Genomic DNA, 18977 nt, shown 5'->3' on the forward strand with positions numbered 1-18977 from the left:
AAAAACTTTTGGGAGGAATGGGGTTACTATTGGGCAAGTGTTATTCTGACATTTCAATCAATTAAGTCGTATCACGGCTTATATCCCATTTTTAAAATCACAGAGAAAATTTGAACCGTGTAGAGACGTTTATAACGGTTTATTAAAGTGCGGAAAAAATAGGGGTTTTTTCGCAAAATACATTATGTTTCCTATCTGCAGGGTAAGGCAAATTAAAGGAAAGGAGGGTTATTTAGGGGTTAGGCCTTATCGCAGCGGAATATAAAGGTTAGTTAGTTATTAGAGGAGGAATTTTCATAATGAGAAAGAAATTGGTTTCCATACTAATGGCTTCTGCAATGACCATTTCGCTCATGGCTTGTGGCGGCGGATCCGCTCCGGCTACAGGAACAGATGAGAGTGCAGGAACAACTGCAGAGAGCACCGAGACAGCAGGGGATACCACAGAAGCTGCTGAAACTACACAGGAAACAACGGAAGCTACAGCTTCATCAGACACTGCAAGCGGTGAGATGACAGAAGTCGGAACACCCAGAAACGAGACACTTATTGTTGAGACACAGACACCTACTGACGTACCGGGACAGTTTAATACTTACATGCAGGGCACCACAACCGGATTTGGTATCCACCAGCTTATGTCAGCAATGATGTGGGAGATGGACACAGCAAAAGGTGAGCAGTTTGGTGAAGTAGCAGATGGAATGCCGGAGTCCAACGCGGATTTTACGGAGCACACTGTCAAGATCAGACAGGGCATCAAGTGGTCAGATGGCGAAGACCTGACCGCAGACGATGTGGCATTCACATTCAACATGATCATGAACACTCCTAACATCGGAGCAAGTGATTACTACAATTCAATATTTGAGTCAGTAGAAGCTACTGATGATTACACAGTTCTTATTAAGACAAAGGAATCATTCCCTCGTCTTGCAATGAAGATGGGTGTTACCATCTGGGGTAACGATCTTCGAATCGTTCCTGAGCACATCTACTCAAAGGTAGACGATCCTTCAACATTTAAGGATGAGAATCCTGTAGTTGCAGGTCCTTACACAGTTAAGAGCTTCGATCCTCTTGGAAAGTGGGTTCTTTATGAGCGCCGTGAGGATTGGCAGAACACAACTGTTGGTGTTGTAACAGGAAAACAGTGCCCTGAGAAATATGTATGGTTCCGTTATCTTGGCGATGACACAACAAGACAGATGGCAATGATCCAGAACGAAGTTGACATCCTCTGCGAAGTTACACCTGAGATTCTTACAGCTATGATGTCATCGAACGACAAGATCTCCGCATGGTATAACGAATTCCCTTATGCTACATCTGATGATCCCTGCTCAAAGGGACTTGCTTTCTCAGAAGGCCAGGGAGCTCCTTATGACAATCCTGATTTCAGATGGGGTATTGCACTTGCCATGAACTTCGATGAGATTTCAATGAACATATTTGATGGTGCAGGAAGGTCATCACCGTTCGGTATCCTTTGCAACACATCTGCATTCCAGGAACTCTATGCAAAGCCTATGCTCAGCTGGTTTGAAGATTTCGAACTTGACCTTGGCGATGGCACAACATTTAAGCCCTGGGATTCAGAGTACAAGAACCGTATGGCTGAAAAACTTGGTATCACAGGCGACGATGCATATCTTGAGGACATGTTTGGTGTAGGATGCCTTAAGTATAACCCTGAAGCAGCTGAGAAGCTTCTCATCAAGGCTGGCCTTGAGAAGAAGGATGACGGCTGGTACTTTGGTGGCGAACCCTTCACAATCAACCTTACATATCTTGCAGACACAGAAGCTCAGGCAGGACGTGGCGTTCAGGCTGCTTATGACCAGCTGACAAAGTTCGGTCTTAACTGCAACATTTCTTCTGAGTCATCTGCTACATGGGATGCTAACGGTGGTACAGGTAACTATGAAATCGCCGGCTACTGGCCTACAGGTTTCATAACCAAGGACATCTATTCACAGATCAACGGCTATGACGCAGATCTTATCGTTCCTCTTGGAGAGATCGGATCAGGTCAGGGCGTTAGATGGAACAACAAGGAAGCTACAGACATAATTCACAAGCTTGCAAAGGTTTCTCCAGATTCTGATGAAGCTTATGAGCTCGCTCAGGAATTCATCAAGATTCAGTTTACAGAAATGCCTTTCCTTGCATTCCATTCAGGTGTTAAGTTCGTTCCTACAAACAGCACATACTGGGGCAACTATCCTAATGCTGATAACGCATACAATGGTCCCTGGTGGTGGTGGAGCTGCTTCAAGTACATCATGACAGAGTTCACAACAAACTAATAAGAAGCACATAAGCTTGCGGAGGGAGATGTGCAGGCGCATCTCCCTCCCATTCTTGAATAACAGATTTGGGAATGCGAAAAATTTTGCAGAAAAAGGTTGGTGGTTTCGTGAAATTCAGAACATATTTCTTAAAACGTCTTGGGACGTGGGCGCTGACCATCTGGATAGGCGTTACCTTCATATTTTTTGTACCGCGAATGTTTCCTTCAGACCCGGTAGAATCCATGATAGGACAAATCTCAGCAAGGTCAGGCTCCATGGATCCGGTTCAGATGGATGCACTTAGAAGATCCCTAAGAGTTCAGTTCGGACTTGAAGGATCACTGATGGAACAGTATACGACCTTCCTGTGGAAGGGACTTTTGCATTTTGACTTTGGCCCCTCACTTATGAGTTATCCGGAGCCCGCAGGAAAAATCATATCAACATATCTGCCATACACCGTAGGATTATCCATGATATCTACGCTTCTTGCATGGATCATTGGTAACCTCATAGGTCTTCTGGCAGGCTTTAGAAAAAATAAAAGATCATCAAAGATTCTGGAAGGCATCGCCATTTGCCTTTACCCGATTCCTTACTTCATCGTGGCACTTGTCTTACAGATTTTCTTTGCCTACATTTTGGGATGGTTCCCGCTTACAACGACTATTAACAGCTTCCAGGGATTTGGTGTATTCATGGCTTCTCTTATTAAGTCATCAATACTTCCGGCACTTTCACTTCTCCTTGTTGGAACAGGCTGGTGGATCATTTCCATGAAATCTCTTGCAGCTACCACCTCGGAGGAGGACTACGTTCTCTATGCCAGATACCGCGGACTTTCCGAGGGAGTTATCGGAACAAAATACGTTCTTAAAAACTCAATCCTTACCCAGGTTACAGCTCTTGCAATGAGCCTTGGCGGAGTGTTTGGCGGTTCTATCATGACAGAGATTATTTTCGGATATCCCGGTGTAGGAACCCTTATTCAGAAAGCAATCTTGCAGTCGGATTACAACATGATCCTTGGTTGTATTACGATTTCAATTGTAGCTATATCAACGGCAACACTGATCGTCGATCTGGTTTATCCCTTCATCGACCCTCGTATCAGATATTCATAAAGGGAGGGGCGAAGAATGAAAAAGTTTTGGAAAAATGCGAATTTTGCCCTTAAATCAGGGCTAATCATTACGGCGATCTTTTTTGTAATAGGATTCGTTGTGTACCTCATACCACATGCGGATCCTTTTAACTTCAACACCTATCAGCCAAAGCTTGGAGCATCGGCAGAGCACTTTCTTGGAACAACTTCCATGGGACAGGATGTACTCTGGCTTTTGATTGAGGCTATTCACAATTCACTGGTGATCGGACTTATCGTTGCCACCATCGGAACGGTAGTTGGAGTCTTTGTAGGACTTTTGTCCGGATTTGCAGGAGGAGCGCTTGACCGCGTTCTTATGGTAGTGACAGATACCTTCGTTGTTATCCCCTCACTCCCTATCCTGATCCTTATGACATCACTTATGAAAGGCACATCAACAGTAATTCTTATTGCCCTGGTGCTTGCCATGTTCGCCTGGGCATGGCCCAGCAGACAGATTAGATCCATGGCGCTTACCCTGAAGGAACGCGATTTCATTCAGACAGCAAAGTTTTCAGGTGAGGGAACAGTGCAGATCGTAGTCACAGAGATTTTGCCCTTTGCGCTTACATGGTCACTGTCAAACTTCATGAACGCAACACTTAACGCCATTGCTTCGGAGTCTTCTCTTGCAGTACTTGGACTTTCACCGGCTAATCTTATTTCACTTGGAAACATGATCCAGTGGGCAAGAGAGAGAAACGCTATTTTCAACAAACAGTGGCTTTGGATCGGATCACCGATTGTTGCGACCATAGTGATGTTCATCGGACTTTTCCTGCTGATCACTGGATATAACGATTATCTTGCAATGAAGAGAGGCAGGTGATGGAAAATGATTAAAGTAGAAAATCTGTCTACCTCGTACAAGACAATCGACGGAGACATACACGTATTAAACGACCTTAATTTTACGATCAATGACAATGAAATATTTGGAATCGCAGGAGAGTCAGGCTGCGGAAAAACAACACTGCTTAAGACTCTCTACGATATCATCGAGTGGCCCCTTGAAATAGATAAGGGACAGATTACTCTTTCAGGACAAAAGGATGGAAAAGACTTTTCTTTTTCATCGGGAGAAATCAGGAAAACCTGGTGGAATAACATAGCTTACGTTCCACAGGCTGCGCAGTCTGTACTTGACCCTATAACCAGACTGAAAAAACAGTTCCTTGATTCAATTCCTGCAGAGGATAGGAAAAAAGAGACAAAAGAAGAAACCTTAAAGCGAGTAGCAGATTATCTGGAGGAGCTCAGTCTTTCTCCCGATATTCTTGAAGCTTTCCCTTTTCAGCTCTCAGGTGGTATGAGACAGCGTGTCATCATTGCTCTTGCAACCTTCATGTCACCCAGCGTTGTTCTTGCTGATGAGCCTACCACAGCTCTTGACGTTGTGGTTCAAAGAGGCATTTTGATGATGTTGACAAAGCTTCAGAAGCAGCTTAAGAACACCATGGTTATCGTAAGTCATGACATGGGTGTTCATTATCAGATAACAGACAGAATGGGAATCATGTACTCGGGAAGCATGATAGAGCTCGGACCCACAGAAGGTATCTTCGAGGATCCCATTCACCCCTACACCACAATGCTTGTAAACGCACTTCCCAAGGTGGGAGATAAGAGCGCTAAGGTAGGAATTCCCGGACGCCCCCCGGCACTTAAGAATCCGCCGCCGGGATGCAGATTTGCTCCACGCTGCCCTTATGCTACAGATAAATGCAGGAGCGCCGTTCCGGAGTTTAGAGAGATCAAGCCCGGAAGATTTGCGGCATGTCACCTGCTAAAAGAGGGAGGTGGAATGATAAATGGCTGATAAATATTTATTGGAAGTAAAGGGTGTAACCAAGAATTTCAGAATAGGTGGAATGCTAAGAGGTAAGAAAATGACTGCGGTTGACCAGGTATCCCTCTCAATCGATGCAGATAAGCCTGTCATTCTCTCAGTAGTTGGCGAGTCCGGCTGCGGCAAGTCCACACTTTGCAAGATGATATTAAGACTTCATACCCCGGATGGCGGTGACATTATTCTGAACGGTAAATCCTACAGTGACACAAAGGGCTACGATGCACAGCAGTTTAAGCTGGATGTACAGCCAATTTTCCAGAATCCCTACGAGTCATTTTCTCCCAGAAAAGCAGTAGATACATATCTGTATAACACTGCCCTCAAGCTGGGAATTGCAAAGAATCAGAAGGAAGCGGAGGAAAGAGCCGACGAAGCACTTAAGAGCGTAGGTATGTCCCTGGCTGTTGTAAAGGGAAAATACACCGCGCAGTTTTCCGGAGGTGAGCTTCAGAGAGTTTCAATCGCAAGAGCACTTATTACAAGACCAAAGCTAATTATCGCGGATGAACCTGTAGCAGCTATCGATGCATCCATGAAGATGAACATCGTAAATCTCTTTAAGGAGCTGAAGGACAAATATGGAATTTCCTTTATCTATATCACTCACGATCTTTCAACTGCTTATTATGTTTCGGACTACATCGCAACTCTTTACCGCGGCGGCCTCATTGAATATGGCCCTGCCAAGGAGCTTATGGATGCACCGGGACATCCCTATACACAGCTTTTGATGGAGGCTGTTCCAAGGGTTGGTGATAAGTGGAATCAGGAATTCGTGATGCCCGATATGGAGAGCAAGGAATATGCCCTTACCTGCTGTAAGTTCGCACCCAGATGCCCCTATGCAACGGATGTATGCAGACAGGGAAAACCAGACAAAACAGATCTTGGCGGTGGCAGAAGCGTTTACTGCTTCCATCCGCTTCAAAGCGCATATGCTTAAATTTTTACTTATGAAAGGAGCAGACCAAAATGGCTGCAACATGGCTTAAAGACACAATTTTTTATGAGATTTATCCCCAGTCTTTTTATGATACAAACGGGGATGGAATCGGAGATTTCAACGGAATAATTGAAAAACTTGATTACATTAAAGACCTTGGATGTAATGCTCTTTGGATCAATCCCTGCTTTGATTCACCCTTTAAAGATGCAGGCTATGATGTAAGAGATTACAAAAAGGTAGCGCCCAGATATGGCAATAACAACGACCTTTACAGACTTTTCGGAGAGGCTCACAAGAGAGGGATCAAGGTACTTCTTGATCTTGTTCCCGGCCACACATCAGAAGAGCATGAGTGGTTTAAGATGAGTCAGAAGGCTGAAGAGAACGAATATACAAATCGCTTTATCTGGACAGATTTTTGCTTCGAGCCCGCAAAAGGCCTTAACTATGTAGGCGGCGAGAGCGAGAGAAGCGCAACCTATGCCCTTAACTTTTTCAAGTGCCAGCCTGCGCTGAACTACGGATTTTTAAATCCCACAGAGCCCTGGCAGCTCCCCATCGATCACCCGGATGTTATTGCTACAAGGGAAGCACTTAAGGACATTATGAGATTCTGGCTTCAGCACGGCTGCGATGGTTTCCGCGTTGATATGGCAGCATCTCTTGTAAAAAATGATGATGAGAAAAAGACCGGAACAAGTGCTGTTTGGCTTGATGTGCGTAAGATGCTTGATGAGGAATTCCCTGAAGCTGCAATGGTAGCTGAGTGGAGTAATCCGCCCCTTGCTTTAAGAGCCGGCTATGACATGGATTTTTATCTGAATCACCCCGGCAATGGATATTCAACACTTATGCGCGACTATTTCGTGAATGATAAGACCAAAGAAGATCATTCATATTTCAAAAAAGATGGTGACGGGGACATTAATCGTTTCCTTGATGAATATTTAACCTGGTACGAGGATACGAAGGGAGTAGGCTACATCTCCATGCTCACCTGCAATCACGACACCAACCGTCCGAGATTCACGTTAGACCCCGAAGAGTTGAAGCTTGCTTACGCGTTCCTGTTCACCATGCCAGGTGTGCCTTTCCTCTATTATGGAGATGAGATCGGCATGCGTTATCTGGAACTTCCCACCAAGGAAGGCGGTTATTACCGGACCGGATCCAGAACACCTATGCAGTGGAACAAAGGCAAAAATCTTGGTTTCTCAGAAGGCTGCGAAGACTCCCTTTATCTTCCGGTTGACGGAGAAGCCGATGCACCTACCGTTGAAGATCAGGAGAAGGATCCTGACTCCCTCCTAAATGTTGTCAAAGGTCTTCTCGCTCTTCGCCACCGCGAAGAGGATCTTCAGGCAGATGCAGAATTCAAGGTTCTCGTGGCAGAGAAAGGAAAGCCTTTCATCTACAAGCGCGGCGACCTTACAATTGCAATTAACCCCTCCGATAAGGAGAGTTCTGCAGCCCTTTCCGTACAGGGCGAAGTACTTTATAGCCTTGGTAGCGCAAACCTTGGAAGCGAGATAACTCTCGCACCTCAGTCCTTCGTCGTTGTACGTTGAAAAACCTTTTTACCTTTCCTTGTATGCCCCGGCGCAAAAAGCGTCGGGGCAGCACTTTTATAACATTCCATAACATTGAAACAAACGGATTTTAATTCTATAATCTATGATATATTGTATCTAGAGGGTATCTGAATACCCGGAACGTTTGGGGGAAATCGTTTTGGAGAAAAATCATAAGCTATCTGTACCTGTCAAAACTGCAGTGGTGGCAATTCTTACAGCTTTATGCTGCGTACTGCTTCTTGTAATTACCGCATGTATTCCAACCGGCATGATTCAGAAACAGTCGGAGGCAAGTGCTGTATATTTTACCCAGCGTGAGCCCTTTGCGGTGCTTATCGGTGACTATATCAATTCCATTCAGGATAACTATTCGGACACTGTTATTTGCGACATCATTTATTGCATTGATACCAAGACTCCTTTTAAGTCAGTTATCAGCGCAAAATATACACAGTCTACCCATGAGCAGGCCTATGATGGGTATCTTGCAGCTGTAAGGGGAGAGGAAGAAATCAACAACGAGTACGGGCGCTACTGGCACGGCACTATGGTACTGCTTCGTCCTCTTCTTGTTTTTGCGCCTGTTCAGGTGATTCGCGTGATCTTTGGCGTGTTGATCACTATTCTTCAGATAGCTGTGATTTGTATTTTGGTAAAAAGAAAACATATCGCCTTTTCAGTGATCTATGGCATCTCGATTTTGCTGGTGGAGCCATGGATGTTCTTTACTTCCTTTGAATATTCCACTGCTTTTCTTGTGGCATCCGCAGCAGCCCTTATCATCCTTCTTCTTAAGGGTAGAGAGTCGGATGATGTAACCATGCCGTTTTTTGCGGCCGTTGGAGTGGTGATATTTTTCATGGACTTTCTAACAACTGAAAATCTTACCTTCACACTGCCTATGATGCTGCTTCTTTTGGATAGGCATCCATCTTATTCCGGAAAAGAGGGCTTTATTTCAATTCTGAAAAACGGAATATGCTGGGCTCTTGGCTATGCCGGAATGTTTTTCCTTAAGGTGATTTTGCTCCTTATTGTAGCTGGAAAAGAAGTTGTAGCCTCATCTGTGGAGGAAGGCTTTTTCAGAATAGGAGGCGAGGTGCGACTTGGAAACAGTAACCTCAATCCTGCCGCAGATCCCTGGACCAGATATTCAGGTGCTATCTGGCATAACCTCTCATCACTTTACCCTGAGACTTTGGGCGAGCTTACACCTGCGTTTCCTGTTATCACTACGGGGATTATACTGGCGGTGGGCTTTAGCCTTGTGTATCTGCTTCGTGACAAGATTGACTGGAATCTGTTTATCCCCCTTGGAATTGTTGCACTCATACCGTATGCCAGATTCCTTGCACTCTCCAACCATTCCTATGTGCATTTCTTCATTACATATAGGGCACAGCTTGTGACAATTGCGATATTTCTCTATTTTGTATATGAGAATGGCATAAGTCAGCTAATTGGAGGTAGGAAAAAGTAAAGTGTTTTAAAGAGCCGGAAGAGTTATCGTTTCTGGCATTCAAGACTATTTCATATATTAGCGCGGAAAAGTTCACGAAAGTTTCCGCATGTCAAGTACCAATTTTGAATCAATTTGTTCATAATTCGTAATTCAGCAGACAATGATTGTGTTTATAATACAGTTGTCTGCTTTTTTATTTTTTCTAAAATTATTTATCAACGCTATATACCTCATGGGTAAACAGAAGAGGGGTGAGGTAACAGAAAACTAAATATGTGAAGTAACTATAAGTGTCTTGATTTTTATGGAGGGAGAAAAAATGGAGAGAAAAGATGCTTTAACAAAGTTTCGAGGAAGAATTAAAGGTCTGGCTGCAATTGGACTTGCTGTAGCTATGGCCTTTGGAATGATGCCGTCTATGCAGGCAAAGGCAGCGGAAGATAATTATGTAAGATATATGTTTGTTCGCTCAGGAGATGATGCAAGACTTTATGGCGATCACGTTGGCAGTGGCGATGTATATGATTGCTATCATCCGAACGATTTTAGTGGTAATAGGATAATTGATGAAAACCTAAATCCAACATCCGGATACTCGAAATGGATCATTCCACAAGGTGGCAAGGATGAATTGGAACAGACCATAACAGTGAAGGAAGTGGATAAAGATGACCACGTTCCATTATTGTTTGGCTATGTTGGCAAGACCGGAAATTTCACGACTTATCAAGATGGGAATAAAGTGTATGAATTTGAAGCCGACTACACTATGGATACAAGCGGTAGTATGTGGGGATTATACTTTAATGCTGGAGAGAGCGATGTTACGTTGATCACTGAAACCGATCATTGGATTTTGGATGTTGTAACAGTTAGCTACGTAAAATCTATAGCCTTAGACAAAACAGAACTTAACTTCAAGCAGGGTGATGCAGGACAAAAGCTTACACTTTCACCCAGACTCAATCCGGCCAGATTTAACTGGACATCCAGCAATGAGGCTGTAGCAAAAGTTGATGGCGAAGGAACCGTTTCCCCTGTAAAGGGTGGCACTGCTACAATCACAGCATCAATGAAATCCAATGCTTCCATCAAGGCGACCTGCACAGTTAAGGTGGAAGGTAAAGAAGATACACAGGAAGAAGCAAAAGCTAATGAGACGCAACAGGCTCTTCAGGGTGAAGAAGCTACTGTTGATCGTTCTGCGGATACCATGGAAACAGGTCTTAAGATTACCCAGAATAAGAAAGGTCTTAAGGTTAAGTGGGATGCAGAAGCTGATGCTGCTAAATATGAAGTATATGCAGCATACCTTGGAAAGAAGAACCCGGATAAGATTGAGACAACCTCTAATTCTGCACAAATCAAGACTATTGGAGGCAAGGCTATCAATACCAAGAAGAATTATGAGATCTATGTGATTGCTTACGACAGCAATGGTAACAAGATCGGTACATCCCTCAAAGCATTCGTAGCAGGAAAGGACAGCAAGAATACTAATGCCAAGAAGATCACAGCCAACAAGAAGGTATCTGTAAAGGCAGGCAAGTCATTTAAGGTTAAAGCCAATGTCAAACTTGCAGATAGTAAAAAGAAAGCTCTTGCAAAGAAGTATGCATCAGATGTTCGCTACTTATCTACAGATACCGCCGTTGCAACCGTTTCCAAGTCAGGCAAGATCAAGGGTGTGGCACCAGGAACATGTATGGTACTTGCAATCGCAAAGAACGGCCTCGCAGCTAAGATCAAGGTTACGGTTAAGTAATAAATGTGATAAAGAGTTATTGGAGGGAAATATGAAGATGAAAACGGAAACATTAAAACGATTTAAGGGGAGAATAAAAGGCCTGGCAGCAATGGGACTTGTTGTAGCAATGGCTTTTGAAATGATGCCATCTGTCCAGGCAAAGGCGGATTCAGAGATAGAATATCCATCATATTATTTTGTACGTGCAGGAGATAAAGGCAAACTAATAGCAGATAGACTTTGCAGTGGTTATTTTGATTACTATAGTGAAATGAGTAAACCATTTGAGGGGGATTGGTATTTTGATAAAGATTTGAATGTTGAAGATTCTATTAGAAATGATTTTATCAATGTTGCTGATCGTAGTGAAATGGAAAACACAAAAACTATAATAGTTAGCTATTATGGTGGACTTAATACTTTATCTTATGGTTATGTGGGTAAATCAGATAGCGTTGAGTGTTATATCGATGGGGTAAAACAGCCTGATATTCAAGTTTATTATTATTCGGGCTTATATGGACGTGCTTGTGAAAAAATAAAACCTTTTGAGGTTGGAGAGTACGACATCACTTTGCATACCGAGAAACCTGTATGGACTATAGAGCTTAATAATATTGCCAATGTTACTTCTGTGGCTTTTGATAAGACTGAGCTTAACCTCAAACAGGGTGATGCAGGACAGAAACTGGCAACTTCACCTGCACTTAATCCAAACAGATTTAATTGGGAATCAAGTGATTCAGGCATAGCAACAGTGGATGCCACAGGCACAGTAACACCTGTAAAGGGCGGTACTGCCACAATCACAGCTACCATGAAGACAGACCCTTCTATCAAAGCAACTTGTACAGTTAAGGTAGAAGGCAAGGAAGAATCTACGGAGACTCCTCAGGCCCTGCAAACAGATGAGCCTACAGTTGACCGCTCAAAAGATACCCTCAAGACCGGTCTTAAGATTTCTCAGAAAAAGAATAAGACCCTTGCGGTTAAGTGGGACAAAGAAGCTGATGCAGCTAAGTATGAAGTATATGCTTCTTACCTTGGAAAGAAGAACACAGATAAGATCGAAACAACCGCAAATTCAGCTCAGGTAAGCACTATCGGTGGCAAGAATATAGATCCCAAAAAGAATTACGAGATCTATGTAGTTGCTTACGATGCAAAGGGCAACAAGATCGGTACATCTCTCAAGGCTTTCGTAGCAGGAAAAGATAGCGCAAAGTATACAAATGCCAAGAAAATCAAGGTTGCCAAGAAAGTATCTGTAAAGAAGGGTAAAACAGCTAAGGTTAAACCTACAATCACACTTGCAGATAAGAAAAAGAAGGCTCTTGCTAAGAAGTACGCAGCTGATGTTCGTTACTTCTCAACAGATACAAGTATTGCAACTGTATCTAAAGCCGGCAAGATCAAGGGCGTAGGAAAAGGAAGCTGCATCGTATACGCAATTGCCAAGAACGGCCTCGCAGCTAAGATCAAGGTTACGGTTAAGTAACTTGGAAGCCGGGATATTGGTGATTACTTTAGAAGTGGGAATGTATAGCTGGATAAGCTCCGTCAATTCTAAATCAGTGGTGGCTGAAATGCTTGATGTGTGCTTCGCACACTGATATAGCAATAAAAAGAAGAAAATCAGTGCGTAGATAGTCCGGATGAAGACTCGGTGATGAGTTTTAAAGGCGTCTACGCACTGATTTTATGCAAAAATGTAGTCTTCCAGTGCGTGAATTGTCCTAAGTAGCTTTTCAAAAAGAGTTTGGAAGTCACCCGAGCACTGATTTAGTAAGAAAAGTAAGAAAATCAGTGCGTGAAGGGCCCCGAGATGCTTTAAGTATTGAGTTTGGGAGATTCGTGAGCACTGATTAAACTTTAAATTGGCCACTTCCAGTGCGTGAAGTCTGTTTTTATCACAAACACAACCCGCCGACCAGCGGAATGGTCACTACTGACAGCAAAGTTGTAAGGGCGACGCCTCTTGAAGCGGTGTCCTCATCACCTCCGTAGCACTGGGCCAGCATTGCGGTCATGCTGCCAACTGGAGTTGCGATCATAACGAAGCATACACCAAGGAGAGTATCATCAGTTATGAACAGCTTAAGTAGCGAGATTCCGATGATGGGAATCAGGATAAGTTTAATGAATGCGAAAAACAGAAGGCGGTAATCACCAAGGAGACTTCTGATCTTCATGCCTCCAAGGGCGTAACCTATTACCATCATGCTGAGCGGAACAGTAAGACCACTGAGGGATGAAATAGCATCTGCCAGAGATTCCGGCACATGAACCCTTAGAAGATACAGAGCAATTGAGATGAAAACTGAGATAACCCCCACATTCAGGATGTTTTTCCAGGAAGATGTGGCTTCAGCCTCGGTATCTGAGCTGTTTTGCATAGTCTTGATTCCATAAGTATAGAACAGCAGGTTAAAAGGAAACTGGAAGGTGGCTGCATACAGAAGGCCGATGCTTCCATAGGTTGCTGCTACAATGGGAAAGCCCATGAATCCGATATTTGAAAAAATAGTCATAACCCTGTAGGTTCCGTAGTTGCTCTTGGGGAGCTTAAGTACATAAGGTACAATTACAGCGCAGAGAATAAGTCCCGCATATATTGCGATAGCGCAGATGGCGCAGGTAAGCAGCGCTTCATTTGAAACATACTCATCCTTATTTATGCCCGCAGACAGCACGAATGCAGGACAGGCAATATTCAGAACTATAGCCGACATGCCCTTACAGACAACATCATTTATAAGTCCTTTCTTCCTGCCGATCATTCCTACCATCATCAGCAAAAACAAAATAAACATCTGCTCTAATAAAATCATGTTTCTTAATCTCCGTTCTATCAGATTATTTAAGGCTCCATAACCCGATGTAGTTTCTCTAATTCCAATAATAATAGAAATAGCAAGGCAGCATTGGAAAGTCAATGCTTATTTTTTGTCATAGCTGCCGGCAAAGATATTATGTTTGTATTGATATGGCAAAGTAGCTATAATAGTGAGCGGAACTTTGTATAGAAATAGAAAAGGAACATAATAATAATGGCGAATTCACCAAAGACAATTATAGTGATGCCGGTAGCGAATGAGGCGGATACCATGGCACAGGTTATTGACGAGATCATGGCGCTGCCCTATGAAAACCTGTATTACTATCCGGTGATAGATGATTTCTCAAAAGATGACACTGAGAAAATTATAAGAGAAAAAGCCGAGCAGAACGATAAGATAAAGCTCATCTACTACAAGGAATCAAGAGGCGTTATCAGTTGCTACCTTGAAGGCTACAGACAGGCCCTGGAAGATGGCGCTGACAGAATAATAGAAATGGATGGCGGTCTTAGCCATGATCCTAAGCAGCTTCCCATGTTTATAGAAAAACTTGATGAAGGCTATGATTGCGTATGGGGATCCAGATTCATGAAGGGAGGCGGAGTCAGCGACCTGCCACTTTACAGAAGAATCCTTAGCGGCGGCGGAACCTTCCTGTCAAATCTTGTTCTTGGCACCAAGCTGAAGGATATGACCAGCGGATATGAGGCTTTCCAGAGAAAAGTCCTTGAAAACATCAACCTCGATCAGATAATGTCCACAGGTCACATGTATCAGACAGAGATGCGTTTCTACTGCAGAAACCTCAATACCATAGAAGTGCCGATCCACTATGTGGGTTCATCCACAGGTCTTAAGGCCAGCACAGTAATGGAGGCCCTTTCGATACTCTTCAAATTAAAAGATCACGAAAAATACATTTGGAAAAACATTATATGAAAAAATTAAAATACCTGATTCTGGGAGCGGGCCCCTCGGGCCTTACTCTCGGAAGATGCCTTGCAGATAAAGGCGAAAAAGACTTCCTTATAATAGAAAAAGAAAACGAAGCCGGCGGACTTTGCAGATCAAAGGATGTGGACGGTAAACCCCTTGATATAGGCGGTGGCCATTTCCTTGATGTGAGAAGACCCGCTGTTTGTGACTTTGTATTCAGATTCCTTCCGGAAAAGGATTGGAACAGCTTCGACAGAGATTCGAGGATTCGCATTCACGGAACCGAGATAAATCATCCCTTTGAAGCCAACATATGGCAACTCCCCTCTGAATATCAGGACAAATATCTTGAATCCATAAAAGAGGCAGGCTGCAACACAGGAAAAGAAAAGCCTGTGAAATTCAAGGAATGGATCAGATGGAAGCTTGGCGATGAGATCGCAGAAAACTACATGCTTCCCTACAATAACAAAATGTTTGGCGGCACTCTGGACGAGCTTGGAACCTACTGGCTTGAAAAACTTCCAAACGTAAGCTATGAGGAGACTCTGCAGTCCTGCACCATGCATAAGAGCTTTGGAACACAGCCGGGACATGCCAAATTCTACTATCCAAAGGAATACGGCTACGGCGAAGCATTCCTTAGAATCGCTGACAGCATGCCTGAAAACATAAAGTGCGGAGTATCTGTAACAGAACTTGACCTTACAGCAAAAACAGTTAAGTGCTCTGACGGGGAGGAATACTGCGCAGATACTATCATCACAACAATTCCCTGGGGCAGCATGAAAATCAAAGGATGCACTGAGGAGTTTGAGAATGCTCTGACTGAGCTTAAGCATTCATCGGTAGAGATAAGATATGTGGCTGAAGATCCGCAGTCTCCTGCACACTGGGTATATGTGCCCGATGAGAACACGCCCTACCACAGGATTCTTTGCAGATGTAATTTCTGCCCTGACAGCGAAGGCTACTGGGTTGAGACCGTTGAGGGCAGAACGGGAGCCTATGAAAACAGCGACTGGAAGGACAACTATGCATATATGAACGAGTATGCATATCCTTTAAACACAGTAAATAAGCCTGAAAAAATAAATCTCATCATGACAGAGGTAAGAGAAAAGGGCATCATTCCCCTTGGACGCTGGGGTGAGCACGAGCACTACAATTCAGACGTTGTTATGGAGAGAGCCATGAACCTGGCGGAGACACTGTAGTTTAAATGTGGAAACACGAATCTGATTCCAAATAGGAAACACCTAAATAAAGGAATACTATGAAAACAAGATCAAAAATAGCAAAGGCACTTCTGTGTGTGCTGATAATTCTTATCACATGCGGAGTGCAGCTTGCACTTACCAAACAGACAGGAATTCAGAATAAGTCGGAGGACATGCGCCCTCCGCTTTTTGATACTCCTTCATATGTAGAGATAAAAAGCGGCGATACTCTGACAGCCAGCCTTAAAGCAAACAAGAGCTGCAATATCGGAAGCCTTTCCGTAGTCATGGTTAATACCGACTCAGAAGGGAAGGGGACTATAGAGTTTGTCCTTAAAAACAGTGAGGGCGCCGAAGAGTGGACCACTGTGGCTGATAAAGCTGCGATCACAGTAGGTGAATGGTATGAGATTGGAAGCCCTGTTACCTATATAGAAGAGGGAAAAGAGTACACACTTACAATTACAGCCAATGGTTGCAATCCCTACTTCATCAAGACTCAGATTGACGCCACAAACAGATTCCTGCCCTTTGAAGAGCAGATTTATGCGGCAAATGCTAACCCTGAGGACAGCGCAGACACCAGCCAGAGCGCCGAGAGTCTTGTGCCTCTTTCCACAGGCATATCCCTCGGAACCTCGGTGGTTTCGGATAAGCCCCTGACCTATGGAGATGTGTTCTACTATTCCCATATAATCACAATCCTTATTGGGGCAGCAGCTGTTCTTTTCATAATCTTTGGATATGAAAAGTGCATCGCCGCAGTGAAAAATATTCATGCATCAGAACTGATAATGAAGGCAGGAAATGACATATTCCTGGTAGTGCTTTTCATCGTGCTGTGCCTTTCAATCTATATAAACGGTTACTTAGAGGGCATCAACATAAGTGCGGACTCCGCAGGGTATCTTAGAGAAGCAGCTAATATGGCAGCAGGCTATGGCTTTAACTACGACGGCCTTGCAGGCTACAAGGGTTCCTGGTTTGCCAACTGGCCAATCCTCTATCCTGCAATGATAGCACTGATAATGAAAATAACAGGTCTTGAAGTTTACGCAGCATCCAAGATTCTCTCCATGATTCTTGTGGGAATTCTGCTCGTGATCCTTCGCATAGCCTACAAAAAAGAGGCCTGGTTCTATGCTCTTTTCATGACGAACCTTGGTCTTATGTACCTCTATTGGTACTCCTGGAGTGAGCTCCCTTTTATTTTGTTCATGGTGCTGTTCGCCTTCAGCCTTGCGGATGTTGTATCTGATGGAAGCGCACCTCTTGAAACTGGCGAAGCATCTGACAAAACCAGCGGAATATCAGGTAAAAGCGTTGAAGCATCCGGCAAAAAGGTCGCCCTCAAAAACTACATTCTTCTTGGAGTATCAGCGTTTCTCTGCTTTTTAACAAGATACTTTGGAATGTTTACCTATTTTGTAATAGGCTTCTACATCCTGGTACTTGCCATCATCGCTATCAGAGATGAAAAGACCATCAAGGCAGTTTTTAATAAAAAGATAATCTCACTTGTGGTAACAGCAGGCGTGTCCGGAATCATGTGCGTAGCATACCTTCTTAATAACAAGCTTCAAAATGGTATGCCCTCCGGTGTCAGCAGATCCATGTGGTGGGATGACTATCAGAGCCTTACAAATGATCTGGTTAAATCCCTTTTTGCGGAAGTATTTAGCCTCTTCCATTTGGAAGTGCCCCGGTATATTACGAATCTTTCTTATGGAAAAAGTGTGCTGATCCTTTTCCTTATTGGAATTATGCTTGCGATTTTCATAGCAAAGAATTGCAAACACTTCACCAGAGAATCAGTGCTTATAACTACAGCAGTTATCTATTATATGATGTTCACGGTGATAAGATATTTTTCATCAATGGACACCTTCTACTACAGATTCTTTGCGCCTGCTACTTTCCTGTTTACTTTAGGAATCGCAGGACTTTTGATAAAATATATTAGAGATACGAAAATCTATGTGTACCTGCTTGCGGGCATGATCCTGTATCTTATGATTTTTGGAGTGGGAGATTATACGGAGCACGTGGCGAAAAACACTCTTCCTTACTACGACATCGTGAAAATGTCATGGGATGAGGATTACGCAGAGATCCCTGAAAACAGCGTTGTGATTTTCAGTACTCTGGATTACAGATCTCTTTATTACAGAAGCGATGTGGTTGAGGGTACAATCGATCCTTCAGATACAATGGAGTCGCTTCGAGGCAGATATTACGGCAGCAGTCAGATGTGTATCTTATCTTCAGATGCAGCAGCCATGAGAGAAGCAGATATCTATGATGCCAGCATAAATGAAGCAATAGATGCTAATCTTGATATGAGTAAAAAATACCTGGTGATAGGCTTCTGAGAAAAATCCTGCACTGACATGTCATTTTGATATTTTTGTGAGAAAACGTGAATTCATGAAAGGATGAGATATGGAACTTAAAAGAATCGATACGAACTTCACAGTATGTAAAGTAGAAGATTTATCCGGTGTGAACATGGAGGATGAGTTTGTTTTCATAAGTAAAACAGATGAGGAAATATCTCTTGTGTGCAGCACAGACAAGACACCTGCAAATACCACAGAGAGAAGCGATGGCTGGAAGGCTGTAAGGATTGAAGGAAAGCTTGATTTTACACTTATCGGAATTCTTTCAAAGATTTCTACAGCACTTGCCAAGAACAATATAGGAATCTTCGCAATCTCCACCTACAACACAGACTACATCCTTGTTAAGGAGGCAGATTTTGACAACGCCATTAAGGTATTGGCAGAAAAAGGCTACAGAATCGTGTAAGCCCTAAACTCAGTTACATTTTCTCTTTATCCAAAGTGCTTCTATTCAACAAACGAAAGCTGCTCAAGCAGAGGAAATCGGGAAAAAGCTCAAAATAGAGGCGTGGAGCAGGGAGGAATATGAGAATAGAAGCTGCTCAAGCAGAGGAAAT

Annotated in this window: 14 protein-coding genes; 13 read left to right on the forward strand and 1 reads right to left on the reverse strand. The window is 43.4% G+C overall.

What is annotated here, in order from left to right; all coding sequences use genetic code 11:
• Positions 1-299: 299 nt before the first annotated feature.
• The 9 genes from G610_RS0118970 to G610_RS21760 all read left to right on the forward strand — a co-directional run bounded on the left by G610_RS0118970 (position 300) and on the right by G610_RS21760 (position 12520).
• Positions 300-2309 carry an ABC transporter substrate-binding protein gene (locus G610_RS0118970; protein WP_026526010.1) on the forward strand — a complete coding sequence of 670 codons (2010 nt, stop codon included), beginning with the start codon at positions 300-302 and terminating at the stop codon, positions 2307-2309.
• Positions 2310-2383: 74 nt separating this feature from the next.
• Positions 2384-3418, forward strand: coding sequence for an ABC transporter permease (locus tag G610_RS0118975; protein WP_242829683.1), 1035 nt, complete (start codon positions 2384-2386; stop codon positions 3416-3418).
• Positions 3419-3433: 15 nt separating this feature from the next.
• Positions 3434-4270, forward strand: coding sequence for an ABC transporter permease (locus tag G610_RS0118980; protein ID WP_026526011.1), 837 nt, complete (start codon positions 3434-3436; stop codon positions 4268-4270).
• A 6-nt stretch (positions 4271-4276) separates the two neighbouring features.
• Complete coding sequence (locus G610_RS0118985) at positions 4277-5260, forward strand: ABC transporter ATP-binding protein (RefSeq protein WP_026526012.1); 984 nt, start codon at positions 4277-4279, stop codon at positions 5258-5260.
• On the forward strand, positions 5253-6236 hold the full coding sequence (locus G610_RS0118990; protein ID WP_026526013.1) for an ABC transporter ATP-binding protein: 984 nt from the start codon (positions 5253-5255) through the stop codon (positions 6234-6236). Before G610_RS0118985 ends, G610_RS0118990 begins: the two co-directional genes overlap by 8 nt.
• 29 nt (positions 6237-6265) lie before the next feature.
• The gene (locus G610_RS0118995) at positions 6266-7807 is read left to right on the forward strand and encodes an alpha-amylase family glycosyl hydrolase (protein ID WP_026526014.1); all 1542 of its coding nucleotides are present in this window, start codon (positions 6266-6268) and stop codon (positions 7805-7807) included.
• Positions 7808-7970: 163 nt separating this feature from the next.
• On the forward strand, positions 7971-9293 hold the full coding sequence (locus G610_RS0119000) for a hypothetical protein (protein ID WP_026526015.1): 1323 nt from the start codon (positions 7971-7973) through the stop codon (positions 9291-9293).
• Between the two features lie 301 nt (positions 9294-9594).
• Positions 9595-11040 carry an Ig-like domain-containing protein gene (locus G610_RS0119005; protein WP_026526016.1) on the forward strand — a complete coding sequence of 482 codons (1446 nt, stop codon included), beginning with the start codon at positions 9595-9597 and terminating at the stop codon, positions 11038-11040.
• A 31-nt stretch (positions 11041-11071) separates the two neighbouring features.
• Positions 11072-12520, forward strand: coding sequence for an Ig-like domain-containing protein (locus tag G610_RS21760; protein WP_035798104.1), 1449 nt, complete (start codon positions 11072-11074; stop codon positions 12518-12520).
• A 412-nt stretch (positions 12521-12932) separates the two neighbouring features.
• Here G610_RS21760 and G610_RS0119015 read toward each other — a convergent pair whose 3' ends face one another.
• Complete coding sequence (locus G610_RS0119015) at positions 12933-13853, reverse strand: AEC family transporter (protein ID WP_026526017.1); 921 nt, start codon at positions 13851-13853, stop codon at positions 12933-12935.
• A 219-nt stretch (positions 13854-14072) separates the two neighbouring features.
• Here G610_RS0119015 and G610_RS0119020 point away from each other — a divergent pair, with 219 nt between their 5' ends.
• From G610_RS0119020 to G610_RS0119035, 4 genes are all read left to right on the forward strand, one after another.
• Positions 14073-14801, forward strand: coding sequence for a glycosyltransferase (locus G610_RS0119020; RefSeq protein ID WP_026526018.1), 729 nt, complete (start codon positions 14073-14075; stop codon positions 14799-14801).
• On the forward strand, positions 14798-16015 hold the full coding sequence (locus G610_RS0119025) for a protoporphyrinogen/coproporphyrinogen oxidase (RefSeq protein ID WP_026526019.1): 1218 nt from the start codon (positions 14798-14800) through the stop codon (positions 16013-16015). The genes G610_RS0119020 and G610_RS0119025 overlap by 4 nt, the downstream gene beginning before the upstream one ends.
• A gap of 59 nt (positions 16016-16074) precedes the next feature.
• Positions 16075-18390: an ArnT family glycosyltransferase gene (locus G610_RS0119030; RefSeq protein WP_026526020.1), complete on the forward strand. Its 2316-nt coding sequence runs from the start codon at positions 16075-16077 to the stop codon at positions 18388-18390.
• 70 nt (positions 18391-18460) lie between these two features.
• Positions 18461-18826: an ACT domain-containing protein gene (locus G610_RS0119035; RefSeq protein WP_026526021.1), complete on the forward strand. Its 366-nt coding sequence runs from the start codon at positions 18461-18463 to the stop codon at positions 18824-18826.
• Positions 18827-18977 lie beyond the last annotated feature (151 nt).

The sequence above is a fragment of the Butyrivibrio sp. MB2005 genome (genome assembly GCF_000424285.1).
In the GTDB taxonomy this organism is placed as follows: domain Bacteria; phylum Bacillota; class Clostridia; order Lachnospirales; family Lachnospiraceae; genus Butyrivibrio.

Coding starts and splice junctions, on each gene's coding strand:
- G610_RS0118970 (WP_026526010.1), top strand. CDS start 300: ATGAGAAAGAAATTGGTTTCCATACTAATGGCTTCTGCAATGACCATT.
- G610_RS0118975 (WP_242829683.1), top strand. CDS start 2,384: ATGCGAAAAATTTTGCAGAAAAAGGTTGGTGGTTTCGTGAAATTCAGA.
- G610_RS0118980 (WP_026526011.1), top strand. CDS start 3,434: ATGAAAAAGTTTTGGAAAAATGCGAATTTTGCCCTTAAATCAGGGCTA.
- G610_RS0118985 (WP_026526012.1), top strand. CDS start 4,277: ATGATTAAAGTAGAAAATCTGTCTACCTCGTACAAGACAATCGACGGA.
- G610_RS0118990 (WP_026526013.1), top strand. CDS start 5,253: ATGGCTGATAAATATTTATTGGAAGTAAAGGGTGTAACCAAGAATTTC.
- G610_RS0118995 (WP_026526014.1), top strand. CDS start 6,266: ATGGCTGCAACATGGCTTAAAGACACAATTTTTTATGAGATTTATCCC.
- G610_RS0119005 (WP_026526016.1), top strand. CDS start 9,595: ATGGAGAGAAAAGATGCTTTAACAAAGTTTCGAGGAAGAATTAAAGGT.
- G610_RS21760 (WP_035798104.1), top strand. CDS start 11,072: ATGAAGATGAAAACGGAAACATTAAAACGATTTAAGGGGAGAATAAAA.
- G610_RS0119015 (WP_026526017.1), bottom strand. CDS start 13,853: ATGATTTTATTAGAGCAGATGTTTATTTTGTTTTTGCTGATGATGGTA.
- G610_RS0119020 (WP_026526018.1), top strand. CDS start 14,073: ATGGCGAATTCACCAAAGACAATTATAGTGATGCCGGTAGCGAATGAG.
- G610_RS0119025 (WP_026526019.1), top strand. CDS start 14,798: ATGAAAAAATTAAAATACCTGATTCTGGGAGCGGGCCCCTCGGGCCTT.
- G610_RS0119030 (WP_026526020.1), top strand. CDS start 16,075: ATGAAAACAAGATCAAAAATAGCAAAGGCACTTCTGTGTGTGCTGATA.
- G610_RS0119035 (WP_026526021.1), top strand. CDS start 18,461: ATGGAACTTAAAAGAATCGATACGAACTTCACAGTATGTAAAGTAGAA.